Genomic DNA, 14,440 nt, shown 5'->3' with positions numbered 1-14,440 from the left:
ATCGGGAACAGGGCCGCGCCGGAGGTGGTTGGATCGACATGTGAGGCACTTCGACCTGGTCATCATCGGTACCGGCTCCGGCAACTCCATCCCGAACGAGGCGATGGCGGGCTGGGACATCGCCATCCTCGAAAAGGGGACCTTCGGCGGCACCTGCCTGAACGTGGGCTGCATCCCCACCAAGATGTTCGTCCACACCGCCGACCAGGCCGCGGCGCCGGCCAATGCGAAGAAGCTCGGCGTGGACGCCCATCTCGACGCGGTGCACTGGCCGCAGATCCGCGACCGCGTCTTCGGCCGCATCGACCCGATCGCCGAGGGCGGCCGCAACTGGCGCGCGAACGAGAACGCGAACGTCACGGTCTACGAAGGCACCGCGAAGTTCGTCGACGCGCACACCATCGACACCGGGACGGGCGAGACCATCACCGCCGACCGGATCGTCGTGGCGGCGGGCAGCAGGCCGACGGTCCCCGAGATCGCCGACATCGACACCACCGGCTTCCACACCAGCGACTCGATCATGCGGCTCGACGAGCTGCCGCAGAGCCTGATCATCCTGGGCAGCGGGTTCATCGCGTCCGAGTTCGCGCACGTGTTCAGCAGCTTCGGCGTCGAGGTCACCGTGATCGCGCGCTCGAACCTGTTGCTGCGCCACGAGGACCTGGAGATCGCACAGCGGTTCACCGACGTGGCGAAGACGAAGTGGGACGTCCGACTGCAGCGCAAGACGATCCGGGCGGAGAAGACCGCGACCGGCGTCCGCCTGCACCTGGAGGGCCCGGACGGCGCGGAAACCGTTGAGGCGGACCAGCTCCTCGTCGCGACCGGCCGGCAGCCCAACACCGACCTGCTCGACGCGGCCAAGGCGGGCATCGAGCTGCACGACGACGGCCGCATCAAGGTCGACGAGTTCCAGCGCACCAGCCGGCCGCACATCCTGGCGTTGGGCGACATCAGCTCCGACTACCAGCTCAAGCACGTCGCGAACCACGAAGCCCGTGTGGTGCAGCACAACCTGCTGAACCCGGACGAGCCGATCGCGAGCGACCACCGGTTCGTACCAGCCGCGGTGTTCTCCAGCCCGCAGATCGCGAGCGTCGGTCTCACCGAGGAACAGGCCAAGGCAAGGGGAATCCGCTACGTCACCGCGTCGCAGGCCTACGCGTCCATCGCGTACGGCTGGGCGATGGAGGACACGACCGGCTTCGCGAAGCTGCTCGCCGACCCCGCGACCGGACAGCTGCTCGGCGCGCACATCATCGGGCCGCAGGCGTCGACGGTGATCCAGCCGCTCATCCAGGCGATGAGCTTCGGGCTGGACGCGAAGTCCATGGCACGTGGCCAGTACTGGATCCATCCGGCGATGCCGGAGCTGGTCGAGAACGCGCTGCTGAACCTGCCGCTGGACTGAAAGGCCTTGTGCGACGGGGACTTCCGCCGCTGTCGGCAACCGCATCGACCAACAACGATGCAGCGATGACTGACAGAGTCCTCGTCGCGTACACCTCGAAAATCGCCGCCACCGACGAGATCGCCCAGATCATCGGCACCGAGCTCGCGGACTGCGGGCTGAGAGTCACCGTGCTCTCGGTCGCCGCCGCCGACACGCTGCACGGGTTCGGTGCCGTGATCATGGGCGACGCCGCGGCCCACGATGCGCATCGGTTCGTGCGGCGGCACAAGGTGTCCCTCAAACACACACCCATGTGGTTGTTCCACCGCGGCACACCACCATTACCGAACGACGTCACGCGCATGGTGCGCAAGCTGGGGACCAGCCGGCCCGTCAGCTTCGGCGGGCAGGCACCGGACTGGGACCGGGCGAAGGCATGGGCCCGCTACCTCGCCGACCAGCTCACGGTGCTGCACCGCGGTTTCGTGTCGAACTAACTCTGGATGATGCGGACGTTGTTGCCCGCCGGGTCGCGGAACACGCAGTCACGCGCGCCCCACGGCTGGTCGGTCGGCTCCTGCACGACGTCCGCGCCGTTCGCCTGCAGCTTGTCGAAGACGCCTTCCAGATCCGGCGTGGACAGCTGGATGTACCCGTACGAGCCACCCTCGATCATCTCGGCGATGGCGGTCTTCTGCGCGTCCGTGAGGCCCTCGGCCATGGCCGGCGGTTCGAGCACGACCGAAGAGGCCGAACCGGCCGGGGCGACCGTGATCCAGCGCATCGTGCCCTGGCCGACGTCGGCGCGGACCTCCCAGCCGAGCAGGTCCCGGTAGAACGCCAGCGAGGCGTCGGGGTCGGTGTGCGGGAGGAACGTGGCGTGAATGTTGATGTCCATGCCGGCAACGCTACGACCGGCGCGGACGCCCGAGCTTCTCGATTCCTGACCGTTCCGGCGTTCGGCGTTCCGGACGTTCGCCGTCGATGAAGGGCTCCTTCCTCCACCTGAGGTCGATGAAGGAGCCCTTCATCGACCACCCGGCGGCGCGCTCAGGCGCTCAGACGTAGCGGGGACGGCCCGCGATCATGCCCAGTCCGGTCAGCGCGGCGAGCAGCACCAGCTGCAGCACGAGCGACGTCGCCCACGAGCCGGTGGCGTCCCGCAGCACGCCGAACGCGAACGGCCCGGTGGCCGCGATCAGGTAGCCGAGGCTCTGCGCCATGGCCGAGAGCCGCGCGGTGTCCGAAGTGGACTTGGTGCGCAGCGACATGACCAGCAGCGCCAGCGGGAACATGCCCATGCCGAACCCGATCAGCACGACCCACAGGCCGGGCGCGGCGGCGGGCGCCACGAGCATGCCCAGGATGCCCGCGAACGACAGCAGGCCCAGCGCCAGCACCATCGGCGCCTGGCTGGAGAAGCGGGCGGCGATCGGTGGCACGAAGAGGCTGACCGGGACGCCGAGCAGCATCGTGATGGCGAGCAGCAGGCCGGCGGTGTTCCGGTCGACGCCGGAGTCGATGAGCATCGCGGGCAGCCAGCCCATGACGGTGTAGGCGAACAGCGACTGCAGGCCGAAGAACACCGTGATGACCCACGCCAGCGGGCTGCGCAGCAACGACCGCTTCTCGACCGGGCCGGCCGAGCGCACGACCGAAGCCTCCGAACCGTGGCGGGCGCCGGCGAACCACACGATCACCGCACCGGCCGACAGCAGCGCCCACGAGCCGACGGCCAGGCGCCACGAGCCGAGGAGGTCCTCCAGCCGGGGCGTCAGGGCGGCGGCCAGCGCGGCACCCGCGGCCAGCGTTCCCGTGTAGACACCGGTGATCAGGCCGACGCGCGTGGGGAAGGAGGCCTTCACCACCACCGGGATCAGCACGTTGGACACCGCGATGCCCGCGCAGGCGATGAAGGTGCCGCCCAGCACGACCCACGGACCGTCGATCACGCGCAGCACCAGGCCGAGCGTGAGCACCCCCAGTGACAGTCCGATCGCACGGGCCATGCCGAGGCGGCGACCCAGCCAGGGGGCCGCGAACGCCGCGAAGCCGAAGCAGAGCGCCGGAACGGCCGTCAACGCGCTGGTCCAAGCGGCGGAAACGCCGAGGGCGGCGCGGACATCGCCGAGCACCGAGGCCAGACTGGTGACCGCAGGGCGGAGATTCGCCGCCGCGAGGGCGACCCCGATCGCGAGCAGCGTGGACCCGACCAGCGGAACGTGACGATTCTTGACGACCGTCACCCTGCGACCTGGATCGGTGGCAGTCTGTGCGGCAATGGTCGTCTGCTGAATCGTCACGCGCACCACTATCGCAGACATGGGATGTTCGGATGAAAGGATGACGCTGTGCCGTTGGCCACTACCCGGCGGGCAGGCCTCGTCGACCAGGTGATCGAGCAGATGCGCGGCGCGATCACCAGCGGCGAATGGCCCGTCGGGCAGCGCATCCCGCCCGAGCCCGAGCTGGTCACCGCGCTCGGGGTGGGCAGGAACACGGTTCGTGAAGCCGTGCGCGCGCTTTCGCACGCCGGCCTGCTGGAGGTGCGGCAGGGCGACGGCACGTTCGTCCGCGCGACCAGCGAGATCTCCGGCGCGGTCCGCCGCATGTGCGGAACGGAGCTGAAGGAGGTGCTCCAGGTCCGCCGCACGCTGGAGGTGGAGGGCGCGCGCCTGGCGGCCAAGCACCGCACCGACGCCGAGCTGGCCCGCCTCACCGAGCTGCTGCGCAAGCGCGACGCGGCGATGGAGGCCGAGCAGTGGGCCGAGGTGATCGAGCACGACACCGCGTTCCACGTGCTGCTCGTGCAGTGCTCGCACAACACGCTTCTGGCGGAGCTCTACCAGGGCTTGACCGAGGCGGTCAAAGCTTCGGTGGCGGCGTCTGTCGACACCACCCAGCCCGGAGGGGACCAGGTGTCGCACACCGGACTGCTGCACGCGGTCCGCGACGGAGACCAGGAGAAGGCGGCGATCGAGGCGGGCGGGTTCTTCGAGGAGCTGATCGAGAAGTTCTGTTAGGGGTTGCGGACTGAACCTGTCCGCATGAGCTCATAGCGTGGGGGCCATGGAGATCACGCCGTTCCGCATCGAGGTCCCGCAGGCCGACGTCGACGACCTCCGCTCCCGCCTGGCGAACACGCGGTGGCCCGAGGACGACCTGCCCGGTGCCGGCTGGTCCTACGGCATCCCGCTGAGCTATCTGCGCCCGCTCGCGGAGTACTGGCGTGACGGGTTCGACTGGCGCGCGCAGGAAGCGCGGCTCAACTCGTACCCGCAGTTCACGACCGAGATCAGCGGGCAGCGCCTGCACTTCCTGCACGTGCGGTCGGAGAAGCCCGACGCGTTGCCGCTGCTGCTGATCCACGGCTGGCCCGGCTCGTTCGTCGAGTTCCTGAACGTGATCGAACCGCTGTCGCAGGACTTCCACCTGGTCATCCCCTCGCTCCCCGGCTTCGGGTTCTCCGGGCCCGTGCACAGGCCCGGCTGGAACGTGCTGCGCATGGCGTGGGCGTTGGCGAAGCTGATGGAGGGCCTCGGTTACGACCGGTACGGCGCACAGGGAGGCGACTGGGGTTCGGGCATCGCGCAGGAGATCGGCCGGGTCTTCCCCGAGCACGTCGTCGGCGTGCACGTGAACATGCTGCTGACGTTCCGGCCGCACGGCGTCAACGACCTGACCCCCGAGGAGCTCAGGTCGTTGGAGACGCTGGATCACTACCAGAAGGAACTCTCCGGCTACATGCACGTCCAGCGCACCAGGCCGCGCACGATCGGGTACGCCCTGACCGACTCGGCGGTGGGGCAGCTGGCGTGGATCGTGGAGAAGTTCCACGACTTCACCGACTGCGTGGACGTTCCCGAGGACGCGGTGGACCGCGACCACATGCTGACCAACGTGTCCGTGTACTGGTTCACCGGCACCGCGGGCTCCTCGGCGCAGCTCTACAAGGAGCAGTCCGCGTCGTGGGGCCGGCATCAGCCGACCACGGTGCCAACGGGCGTGGCGGTGTTCCCGCACGACATCGGCGCACCCGTGCGTTCGTTGGCGGACAGGCTGATTCCGACGATCGTGCACTGGACGGAGTTCGACCGCGGCGGGCACTTCGCCGCGATGGAGGAACCGGACCTGCTGGTCCAGGACATCAGGAAGTTCTTCGGGTCGCTGTGATCACTCTTTCGAACCGCGCGCTCAACCGGACGCTGCTGGCACGGCAGATGCTCCTGGAGCGCGCGAACATGCCCGTGGTGGCCGCCGTCGAGCATCTCGGCGGCCTTCAGGCCCAGGCGCCGGTGCCGCCCTATCTCGCGCTCTGGACGCGGCTCCAGCCGTTCGAGTTCGACGCGCTGAGCAAGCTGATCATCGACCGATCGCTGGTGCGGATGACGTTGTGGCGCGGCACGTTGCACCTGATCTCCGCCGACGACGTGTACCTCATGCGCACGGCGCTGCAGCCGGAGCTCGACAAGTGGGCGAAGACCGCGGTGCCGCCGGCCACGCGGGTCGAGATCGACCTCGACAAGCTCGCGCGGCTCACGCGGGAGTACGTCGACACCGAGCCGCGCACGGTCGCGGAGATCGGCGCGTTCCTGCGGGAGCGGTTCCCCGACTGCACGGCGCGGGAGCTGTCGACGCAGGCGCAGATGCTGGTGCCGATGGTGCAGGTGCCGCCGCGCGGGATCTGGGGCGTCGGCGGCATTGCGCAGAACGTCGCGATGGCCACGTGGCTCGGCCGCGAGCTGCCGTCCGAGGCCGCCGTGCCGGAGCTGATCACGCGGTACCTGCGGGCGTTCGGACCGGCCACGCTCGCGGACGTGCAGGCGTGGTCGCGGCTGACCGGGTTGAAGGCGCACGCGGCCGAGCTGGACCTGGTGGAGTACCGGAACGAGGCCGGCAAGGTGCTGCTGGACGTGCCGGACGGCGTGATCGTGCCCGAGGACGCGCCCGCGCCCGCACGGCTGCTGCCGTCGTTCGACAACGTGCTGCTGGGGCACGCCGACCGCACGCGGATCATGAGCGAGGAAGCGCGGTCGCGGTGGGGTGCGGTGCGCAACGGCGTCTTCCCGCCGACGTTCCTGGTGGACGGGTTCCTGCGCGGCACGTGGAACGTCGCGGAGACCAAGGACACTGCGACGCTCACGATCGAGCCGTACTTCAGGACAACGAAGAAGCAGCTGGCGGGCGTGATCCGCGAGGCCGAGGCGGTGCTGAAGGTCATGGCCCCCAAGAAGACGCACGTGATCGCTGCCCCTTAGCCGGACACGACCTGCTTGATCACGTCGAGTGCCGCCCTGATCGCGGGCCTCCGCGACGCCTGAGTCCGCCACACCGCGTACAGCTGCCGCGTCGGCGTCGGCCGCAACGGCACCGCGCGCACGTTCTCCGGCACCTCTCCCCTGCCCAGCCGCGGGATCAGCGCGACCCCGATCCCCTTGGCCAGCAACGCCATCTGCGTCCGGTACTCACCGATCCGGTACGCCAGCTCGGGTTCGATGCCGGCGCCGTGGAACGTCCGCACCAGCCAGTCGAAGCAGACCGTCCCCTCCGGCTGGCACATCCACCGCTCGGCGGCGAGGTCGGCGGGTTCGAGGTACTCCCGATGCGCCAACGGGTTGGTGGCGGGGATCAGCACCTCGGCGACGTCGGTGCAGATCGGCGTGCGGGACAACGACTCCGGCACCGGCAGCGGGGTGTTCTGCCAGTCGTGCACGATCGCCAGGTCGAGCTCGCCGCGCGCCACGGCCTCGGTGGCCTGAGGTGGGTCGATCTCCTTCAGCCGGACGTCCAGCGCGGGATGCCGCCCGGTGAGTCCGATGAGGACGTCCGGCAGGAGCCCGCGGGCGGCGGTGGCGAACGCGCCGACGCACAGGCGGCCGATCGCGGCACCGCGCTGTTCCTCCAGGGTGACCTCGGCCTCCTCGACGAGCTTGAGCACCTGGTCGGCGGTCTCGGCGAGCATGTGCGCGGCGTCGGTGAGGCGGACGCCGCGGCCCTGGCGTTCGAGCAGCGTGGTGCGGGTTTCGCGTTCGAGCTTGGCGATCTGCTGCGAGACCGCGGACGGGGTGTAGCCGAGCACCTCGGCGGCGGCGCCGACCGTGCCGTGCACGGCGACGGCGTGCAGCGCTTTCAGCCTTCCCAGATCGAGCATGTAGCGATGCTAAACCCATAACCTAAGCAAGCGGAACTGGTGCTAAACAGTTGGCGCCTGCACGCTCAGAACCATGAGTCCCCGTCACGTCCTGCTCGCCACCCTCGTCGCCGCCATCTGGGGCTTCAACTTCGTCGTGCTCAAGGTCGGCCTGGACGAGTTCCCGCCGATCCTGTTCTCCGCCCTGCGCTTCCTCGCGGCGGCCGTGCCCGCGATCTTCTTCGTCGGACGGCCGTCGGTGGCGTGGAGGTGGGTCGTCTCGGTCGGGCTGGTGCTGGGCGTCGCGAAGTTCAGCTTCCTGTTCATCGGTCTCAAGGCGGGCATGCCGGCCGGGCTGTCGAGCCTGGTGCTGCAAAGTCAGGTGATCTTCACGGCCGTGTTCGCCGCCGTCGTCCTGCGCGAACGGCCGCGGCCGGTGCAGATCACGGGCATCGCGCTCGCCGTCGCCGGGATCGGGGTGATCGCGTGGGACTACGGGCTCTCGTCGCCGCTGCTCGGGTTCGTGCTGGTGATCGCCGCGGCGGTGTGCTGGGGCGTGTCGAACGTGCTGATGCGGTACGCGCGGCCCGCCGACACGTTGCGGTTCATGGTGTGGGTGAGCGCGGTGGCGGTGCTGCCGCTGTTCGCGCTGTCGCTGCTGACCGAGGACGTGTCCGCGCTCGGCCGCCTGAACTGGGCGGGCGTGGGAGCGATCGGGTACGTCTCGTGGATCTCGACGCTGCTCGGGTTCGGCGTGTGGGGGTTCCTGCTGCGCAGGTACGAGTCGTCCGTGGTCGCGCCGTTCTCGTTGCTGGTGCCCGTGTTCGGGATGTTCTCCGCGTGGGCGTTGCTCGGCGAGGACCTGAGCGGGCCGCAGGCGGCGGCCGGTGGCCTGGTGCTCGCCGGGCTGGCTATCCCGCAGCTGGTGGGGCGCCGGGCGGCACGAACGGAAGTCCGGCCGGAGCCCCTCGTTCCAGCAGGTCGATGACGGCCTTGGTGTCGAGGTGCTCCGCGACCAGGTCGCCCAGCAGGTTCAGTTGAGCCTCACGGGCGGCTTGGAAGCTCACCTCACCGGGCACGAAGTCGCGGCCCGCGCGTTCGGCGGCCCAGACGAGGAACCTGCGGCGGAACGCGTCGTTCTCCAGCAACCCGTGCCAGTGCGTGCCGAGCACGCGGTCGGTCTGCGCGCCCTCCTCGCAGATCAACGGCCGCTCGGTGCTGCGGACGACCTGACCGTGGTGGATCTCGTACCCGGTGACGGGCTCGTCCCACGCCGTACCCGTCGGCGTGGCAAGGGTTTTCTCGGCCTGGAAGCGGATGTCGACGTCGAGCAGGCCGAGCCCCTCGGTCACCCCGTTCCTGGACTCGACGTCGTCCTCGATCCGCTTCGACAGCATCTGGAAGCCGCCGCAGATGCCCAGAACCGGACCGTCGAACCGCCCGATCGCCGCCGCCAGGCCGGTCTCACGCAGCCACGCGAGGTCCGGCACGGTGGCCTTGGAACCGGGCAACACCACCAGGTCCGCGTCCGCCAGCCGTGACGGCTCGGTCACGAACCGCACGGAAACCCCTGGCTCGCAAGCCAAAGCCTCGACGTCGGTGGCGTTGGAGATGCGCGGCAACCGGATCACGGCCACCCGCAGCCAGTCCTGCACCGGCGGTTGCGGCCGGCCGACCACGCCGTCGGCGTTGTAGGACAACGAGTCCTCGGCGTCGAGCCACAGCTCCTCGCGCCACGGCAGCACGCCGAGCACCGGCCGCCCGGTCAACGCCCTGAGCTGGTGCAGCCCCGGTTCGAGCAGCCGCTGGTCACCGCGGAACTTGTTGACGACGAAGCCGGACACCAACGCCTGATCAGCCGCGTCCAGCACCGCCACCGTGCCGAAGAGGTGCGCGAACACCCCGCCGCGGTCGATGTCGCCGACGACCAGGACGGGGAGGTTCGCCCGCGTCGCCAGCCCCATGTTCGCGATGTCGTCCGCCCGCAGGTTGATCTCGGCGGGCGATCCGGCGCCCTCGCAGATCACGACGTCGTGCTCGGCCCTCAGTCCGTTCAAAGTGGACAGAACGGTGTCGAGCAGCTGCTGCTTGCGCACCCGGTAGCTCAACGCCGACACCTCGCCGACCGCCTTGCCGAGCACCACGACCTGGGACGTGCGGTCACTGCCCGGCTTCAGCAGCACGGGGTTGAACCGCACGCTCGGCTCTTTGCACGCCGCCCGCGCCTGCAACGCCTGCGCCCGCCCGATCTCCCCGCCGTCGAGTGTGACGAAGGAGTTGTTGGACATGTTCTGCGCCTTGAACGGCACGACGTCCACGCCCTGGCGTGCCAGAAAGCGGCACAGGCCGGCGACCAGAACGCTCTTGCCCGCGTCCGAGGTCGTCCCACAGATCAACATCGCGCCCCGCATGGACGCCAATGCTGCCATCATCACCCACATGGTCACCGTCGTCCTCATGCACAGCCCGTTCCTCGGCCCGTCGAGCATGCGTCCGCTCGCCGACGAACTGGCCTCCGACGGGGTGACCGTGCTGCTGGTCGACCTGCAGATGACCGTCAACGAGGCACCGGTGCACCAGCGGCTGATCGGCGCCTTCGCCGACGCGCTGGAGGACTCGGGCGTCTCCGGCCCCCTGGTCCTGGTGGGCCACAGCGGCGCCGGACCGCTGCTGCCTGCCTTCGCCGACGCCCTCGAACTGGACGTGGCCGGGCTGGTGTTCCTCGACTCAGACCTGCCGACGCCGGGCCGGGCGTGGCGCGAGACCGTGGACGCCGATCTGGTCCGCCAGGTCAAGGCGTCGGTGCGCGACGGCAGGCTGCCGCGCTGGGACCGGTGGTTCGCCGAGGACCCGTTGCGGCTCGTGCCCGCGGAACTGCGCGAGGAGATGCGCGACGAGGCACCCGAGGTCCCGTGGGAGTTCCTGAAGGAGCAGCGCCCGGTCGTCGAGTGGTCCGGGGCGTGCGGGTACGTGCTGCTGTCTTCGGCCTACGATGACGCAGCCGACCAGGCCGAGGCGCTCGGGTGGCCGGTCGAGCGCGTCGAGTCGCACCACCTGGCGGCCGCGACGTCGCCTTCGACGGTCGCGGCCGCACTCAAGGCCGTGATCAGCAGACTGTGAGGATCTCCGCACCCGTGTCGGTGACGACGATGGTGTGCTCGAACTGCGCGGTCCAGCTCTTGTCCTTCGTGGTGACGGTCCAGCCGTCATCCCACATGTCGTGCTCGTAGTCGCCGAGCGTGATCATCGGCTCGATCGTGAACGTCATGCCCGGTTCGAGCACGGTCTTCATCGACGGCTCGTCGTAGTGCAGGACCACGAGCCCGCTGTGGAACGAGCGGCCGATGCCGTGGCCGGTGAAGTCGCGCACCACGCCGTAGCCGAAGCGCTTGGCGTAGGCCTCGATCACGCGGCCGATGACGTTGATCTCGCGGCCGGGCTTCACGGCCTTGATCGCGCGCATGGTCGCCTCGTGCGTGCGCTCGACCAGCAGCCGGTTCTCCTCGGCCACGTTGCCCGCGAGGAACGTGGCGTTCGTGTCACCGTGCACGCCGCCGATGAACGCCGTCACGTCGATGTTCACGATGTCGCCGTCCTCGACGACCGTGGAGTCCGGGATGCCGTGGCAGATGACCTCGTTGAGCGAGGTGCAGCACGACTTCGGGAAGCCGCGGTAGCCGAGCGTCGACGGGTACGCGCCGTTGTCGCACAGGAACTCGTGCGCCACCGCGTCGATCTCGTCGGTGGTCACGCCCGGGACGACGACCTTGCCCGCCTCCTGCAGCGCCTGGGCCGCGAGACGGCCGGCGACGCGCATGGCCTCGATGATCTCCGGCGTCTGCACCCACGGGTCGGTGCCGCGCTGCGGCGCGGGCTTGTCCACGTACTCGGGGCGCACGATGCGCGAGGGCACCTGACGCCGCGGAGACTGGACACCGGGTTGCAGCGGAGCACGAACAGCCATGTGCCCCAGCCTACTTGGCGGCGACGGAACCGCCTCGGACCTGGTCCTCGCCCCGCATCCACGGCAGCTCGGCGGGTGCGTCCTGTTCGACCGACTCGCGTGGAGCCGGCAGCAGGACACCCGCGCGGAGCAGGCGCTCCCGCAACGTGTGCAGGTCTGGTCGAGTCATCACGGCACCGCCTTCAGGAACCTCGCCGCCACGTCCACGGCTGGAGTAGAAGTTTCACCGCTCAGGACCAGCGTGGCGAACGCGAGATCGCCTCGATAGCCCATGAACCACCCGTGTGAGTGCACGCCGTCACCGAACTGCGCGGTACCAGTTTTACCGCGAACATCGCCGAAAGGCTTGAGTTGCGGTGCAGTTCCGTACTCCACGACCTCGCGCATCATCTGCCGCACCGGGTCGAGCGCGGCGACCGGTGGCGCGGTGGGCTGTTTGTCCGCTTTGGTGTCCTTGCCGCGCACCAGCTGCGGCACCGGCATCGAGCCCTTCTGGATGGACGCCGCCACCAGCGCCATGCCGAACGGCGACGCCAGCACCTTGCCCTGGCCGAACGCGTCCTCCGCCCGTTCCACCACGTCGGTCGCGGGCGGCACGGAACCGGTGATCGTGGTCAGGCCCGCGACGTCGAAGTCGACACCGAGCCCGAGCGACAGAGCGGTGTTCGTCAGCAGGTCCGCCGGCATGTCCACGGCGAGCTGCGCGAACGTGGTGTTGCAGGAGAACGCGAACGCGGACCGCAGCGGGATCGTGCCCTTGTCGAACTCGTTGGAGTTCGGCACGATCCGCCGCCCGTCGATGGTGGTCTTGCCGGGGCACGGCAGCGGCGTGTCGGCGTTGACCTTGCCGGAGGAGATCGCGGCGAGCGCGGTCACGGCCTTCTGCGTGGAGCCCGGCGGGAAGCGGCCGGTCAGCGAGATGGCGCCCTGGGCGTCGGCCGGGTCGTTCTGCGCGACGGCCAGGATGTCGCCGGTGGACGGCTGGATGGCGACCAGCACGGTCGGTTGCTGCACCGGTTCGACGGCGTCCTCCGCGGCGGTCTGGATCGCCCTGGACAGCGCGATGTTGACGGCCTTGGCGGGCTCGGGAGCCTTCGAGTGCAGCTCGTCGACCTCGTTGCCCTGCGCGTCGACCGTCGCGATCCGGAACCCGGCGTTGCCCGCGATGTCGCCCTCGACCAGCTTGCGCACGGCGGGCAGCACCTGGGAACCGAAGTTGCGGCTCGGCGCGAGCAACGACGTCTGCGAGCTGAACCGCACGCCCGGCAGGTCGTAGATCTTCGGCTTCACCGACTGGTAGTCCGGGTCCCGCAGCGCCGCCACCTGGTAGGCCTGGCCGTCGGGGGTCTTGCCGGCGCCCTCCGTGATCGACTGCTGGGTGATCGCCTTGTCGAGCGGGTTCAGCGCGTCGGCGAGCGCCTTGGCGACGTTGTTGACGTCACCGGCCTCCTTCGCGACGAGCAGGACCGACACGACGCGTTCGGGCGCCAGCAACGGCGTGCCCTCGCGGTCGAGCACCGGCGCCGGGTCGGGCTTGAGCTCGGTGACCTTGATCGTCTGCTGCGGCGCGAGCTTCGGGTGCGCCACCGACGACTGCCAGTGCACCTTCCAGAAGTCGCCCTCCTGCCGCACGTCGAACTTCGTCGGGTAGGTCCAGTGCCGGTTGTGGTCGAGGTCCCAGTCGAGGGTGACGCTCGCCTCCGACGCCGTCTCGCCGTTCTTGCGGATCTGGTCGACCTTGCTGGTGAGCCCCTTCGGCTTCAACGCGCCGCGGAACTTCTCCAAGGTCTCCTTGGCGTCGTTCGGGTTGTCGGTCAGGTTCGCCGCACCCTGGACATCACCGGACGCGAGCTTCGCCAGGAAGTCGCCGGTGATCTCCGGGGCTCCCGGAACAGAGCTGAACAGGCCGCAGCCGCCCAGCGTCAGGGTCAGCACCGTGATCGTCGCGAGAAGGCGCACCCGCGCGAGTATGCCCGTTCAGAACAGGACAGTGGCGTACTGACCCACCTGTTCGAACCCGATTCGCCGGTAGGCGGCCTGCGCGACGTGGTTGTAGCCGTTCACGTAGAGGCTGGCGGTGCGGTTGAGGACACGGGTGAGCCGGTCGGCCACGGCCGCGGTGCCGGCGGTGCCGATGCCCTCGCCGCGCCGGTCCGGCCGCACCCAGACGCCCTGGATCTGACCGACCCTGCTGGACATGGCGCCGATCTCGGCCTTGAAGACGACCTCACCGTCCTCGAACCGCGCGAACGCCCGGCCCGCGGCGATCAGCTCGCTCACCCTCGCCCGGTAGCCCGCGCCGCCGTCCTCAGCGCACGGGTCGACACCGACCTCCTCGACGAACATCGAGATCGCGGCCGGCAGGTAGCGGTTGAGCTCGCTCGGGCGGACCTGGCGGACCAGCGGGTCCGGGGTGACCTTCGGGCTGCCGGAGATCGCCATCAACGGCTGGTCGCCGCGCACCTCGCGGGCCGGGCCCCAGTCCGGCTGGAGCTCGTCCCAGAGGGTCAAGACCTGTTCAGCCGGGCCCACGAGGCTGGAGCACATGCGGCCGCGCCTTCTCGCCCGGTCGGCGAACATCCGCATCGCGCCGGCGCTGCCCTTGAGGGGGATGAGGTTCGGGCCGGAGAAGCACAGCCCGTCGACCCTGCCTCTGATCGGGCGGGAGTCGGAACCCCACATCTCGCCGCCCAGGCGCCACGGGTCCAGGCCGGCTATCTCCACTCTTGCGGCGACCATGCACGCAGCTACGGGGTCGCTGTCGAACACCCCGCGTACGTCGATCAGGTCTCGCTCGTCGAGTACCCGCGCTCCGGCCAGCCTCAGCACGTCACCTAGCGTGCCAGATAGGACGTGTGTGTGGCATCAGCCAACAGTGCGCACCAACCGTGACAGTGCGCACCTGCTGAAGTGCACGCGGGGGCCCCGCGTTTCCTTCTGGGAAACGCGG

The 14,440-nt window shown here is 69.6% G+C and carries 15 protein-coding genes; 7 read left to right on the top strand and 8 right to left on the bottom strand.

Annotation, left to right across the window (positions count from 1 at the left end; genetic code table 11):
- Positions 1-40 precede the first annotated feature (40 nt).
- Together ABZV40_RS03370 and ABZV40_RS03365 are read left to right on the top strand one after the other, a co-directional pair.
- Positions 41-1,414, top strand: coding sequence for a mycothione reductase (locus tag ABZV40_RS03370; protein WP_355435030.1), 1,374 nt, complete (start codon positions 41-43; stop codon positions 1,412-1,414).
- Positions 1,415-1,479: 65 nt separating this feature from the next.
- Positions 1,480-1,893, top strand: a complete 414-nt coding sequence (locus tag ABZV40_RS03365) for a hypothetical protein (protein WP_355435027.1) — start codon at positions 1,480-1,482, stop codon at positions 1,891-1,893.
- Here the strand turns inward: ABZV40_RS03365 and ABZV40_RS03360 are convergent.
- Together ABZV40_RS03360 and ABZV40_RS03355 are read right to left on the bottom strand one after the other, a co-directional pair.
- The gene (locus ABZV40_RS03360) at positions 1,890-2,294 is read right to left on the bottom strand and encodes a VOC family protein (RefSeq protein ID WP_355435024.1); all 405 of its coding nucleotides are present in this window, start codon (positions 2,292-2,294) and stop codon (positions 1,890-1,892) included. The genes ABZV40_RS03365 and ABZV40_RS03360 overlap by 4 nt on opposite strands.
- Positions 2,295-2,454: 160 nt before the next feature.
- A complete protein-coding gene (locus ABZV40_RS03355; RefSeq protein WP_355435021.1) occupies positions 2,455-3,642 on the bottom strand; it encodes an MFS transporter in 1,188 nt (395 codons plus the stop codon).
- Positions 3,643-3,747: 105 nt separating this feature from the next.
- Between ABZV40_RS03355 and ABZV40_RS03350 the strand changes: the two genes are divergently transcribed.
- The 3 genes from ABZV40_RS03350 to ABZV40_RS03340 are packed head-to-tail and all read left to right on the top strand — an operon-like array spanning position 3,748 to position 6,654.
- The gene (locus ABZV40_RS03350) at positions 3,748-4,419 is read left to right on the top strand and encodes a FadR/GntR family transcriptional regulator (RefSeq protein ID WP_355435018.1); all 672 of its coding nucleotides are present in this window, start codon (positions 3,748-3,750) and stop codon (positions 4,417-4,419) included.
- A 46-nt stretch (positions 4,420-4,465) separates the two neighbouring features.
- On the top strand, positions 4,466-5,569 hold the full coding sequence (locus ABZV40_RS03345; RefSeq protein WP_355435015.1) for an epoxide hydrolase family protein: 1,104 nt from the start codon (positions 4,466-4,468) through the stop codon (positions 5,567-5,569).
- Positions 5,566-6,654: a winged helix DNA-binding domain-containing protein gene (locus tag ABZV40_RS03340; protein ID WP_355435012.1), complete on the top strand. Its 1,089-nt coding sequence runs from the start codon at positions 5,566-5,568 to the stop codon at positions 6,652-6,654. Before ABZV40_RS03345 ends, ABZV40_RS03340 begins: the two co-directional genes overlap by 4 nt.
- Here the strand turns inward: ABZV40_RS03340 and ABZV40_RS03335 are convergent.
- Entirely contained in the window at positions 6,651-7,547 is an 897-nt protein-coding gene (locus ABZV40_RS03335) for a LysR family transcriptional regulator (RefSeq protein ID WP_355435009.1), read from the bottom strand. The genes ABZV40_RS03340 and ABZV40_RS03335 overlap by 4 nt on opposite strands.
- A gap of 73 nt (positions 7,548-7,620) precedes the next feature.
- Between ABZV40_RS03335 and ABZV40_RS03330 the strand changes: the two genes are divergently transcribed.
- Complete coding sequence (locus ABZV40_RS03330) at positions 7,621-8,514, top strand: EamA family transporter (protein WP_355435006.1); 894 nt, start codon at positions 7,621-7,623, stop codon at positions 8,512-8,514.
- Here the strand turns inward: ABZV40_RS03330 and ABZV40_RS03325 are convergent.
- Entirely contained in the window at positions 8,438-9,937 is a 1,500-nt protein-coding gene (locus ABZV40_RS03325) for a cobyric acid synthase (RefSeq protein ID WP_355435773.1), read from the bottom strand. The genes ABZV40_RS03330 and ABZV40_RS03325 overlap by 77 nt on opposite strands.
- Positions 9,938-9,965: 28 nt before the next feature.
- Here ABZV40_RS03325 and ABZV40_RS03320 point away from each other — a divergent pair, with 28 nt between their 5' ends.
- A complete protein-coding gene (locus ABZV40_RS03320; RefSeq protein ID WP_355435003.1) occupies positions 9,966-10,646 on the top strand; it encodes a hypothetical protein in 681 nt (226 codons plus the stop codon).
- Here the strand turns inward: ABZV40_RS03320 and map are convergent.
- The 4 genes from map to ABZV40_RS03300 are packed head-to-tail and all read right to left on the bottom strand — an operon-like array spanning position 10,633 to position 14,319.
- Positions 10,633-11,490 (bottom strand): type I methionyl aminopeptidase, encoded by an 858-nt coding sequence (map, locus tag ABZV40_RS03315; protein ID WP_355435001.1) that lies wholly within the window; start codon positions 11,488-11,490, stop codon positions 10,633-10,635. The two genes, ABZV40_RS03320 and map, sit on opposite strands and share 14 nt — an antisense overlap.
- A gap of 10 nt (positions 11,491-11,500) precedes the next feature.
- Positions 11,501-11,659, bottom strand: coding sequence for a hypothetical protein (locus ABZV40_RS03310; protein ID WP_355434998.1), 159 nt, complete (start codon positions 11,657-11,659; stop codon positions 11,501-11,503).
- The gene (locus tag ABZV40_RS03305) at positions 11,659-13,449 is read right to left on the bottom strand and encodes a penicillin-binding transpeptidase domain-containing protein (protein ID WP_355434995.1); all 1,791 of its coding nucleotides are present in this window, start codon (positions 13,447-13,449) and stop codon (positions 11,659-11,661) included. Before ABZV40_RS03305 ends, ABZV40_RS03310 begins: the two co-directional genes overlap by 1 nt.
- An 18-nt stretch (positions 13,450-13,467) precedes the next feature.
- Positions 13,468-14,319: a GNAT family N-acetyltransferase gene (locus tag ABZV40_RS03300; RefSeq protein WP_355434992.1), complete on the bottom strand. Its 852-nt coding sequence runs from the start codon at positions 14,317-14,319 to the stop codon at positions 13,468-13,470.
- Positions 14,320-14,440 lie beyond the last annotated feature (121 nt).

Source organism: Lentzea sp. NPDC004782, from assembly GCF_040609115.1.
In the GTDB taxonomy this organism is placed as follows: Bacteria; Actinomycetota; Actinomycetes; order Mycobacteriales; family Pseudonocardiaceae; genus Lentzea.
Note: the sequence above shows the minus strand (reverse complement) of the source record. Positions and strands in the feature narration are given on the sequence as shown.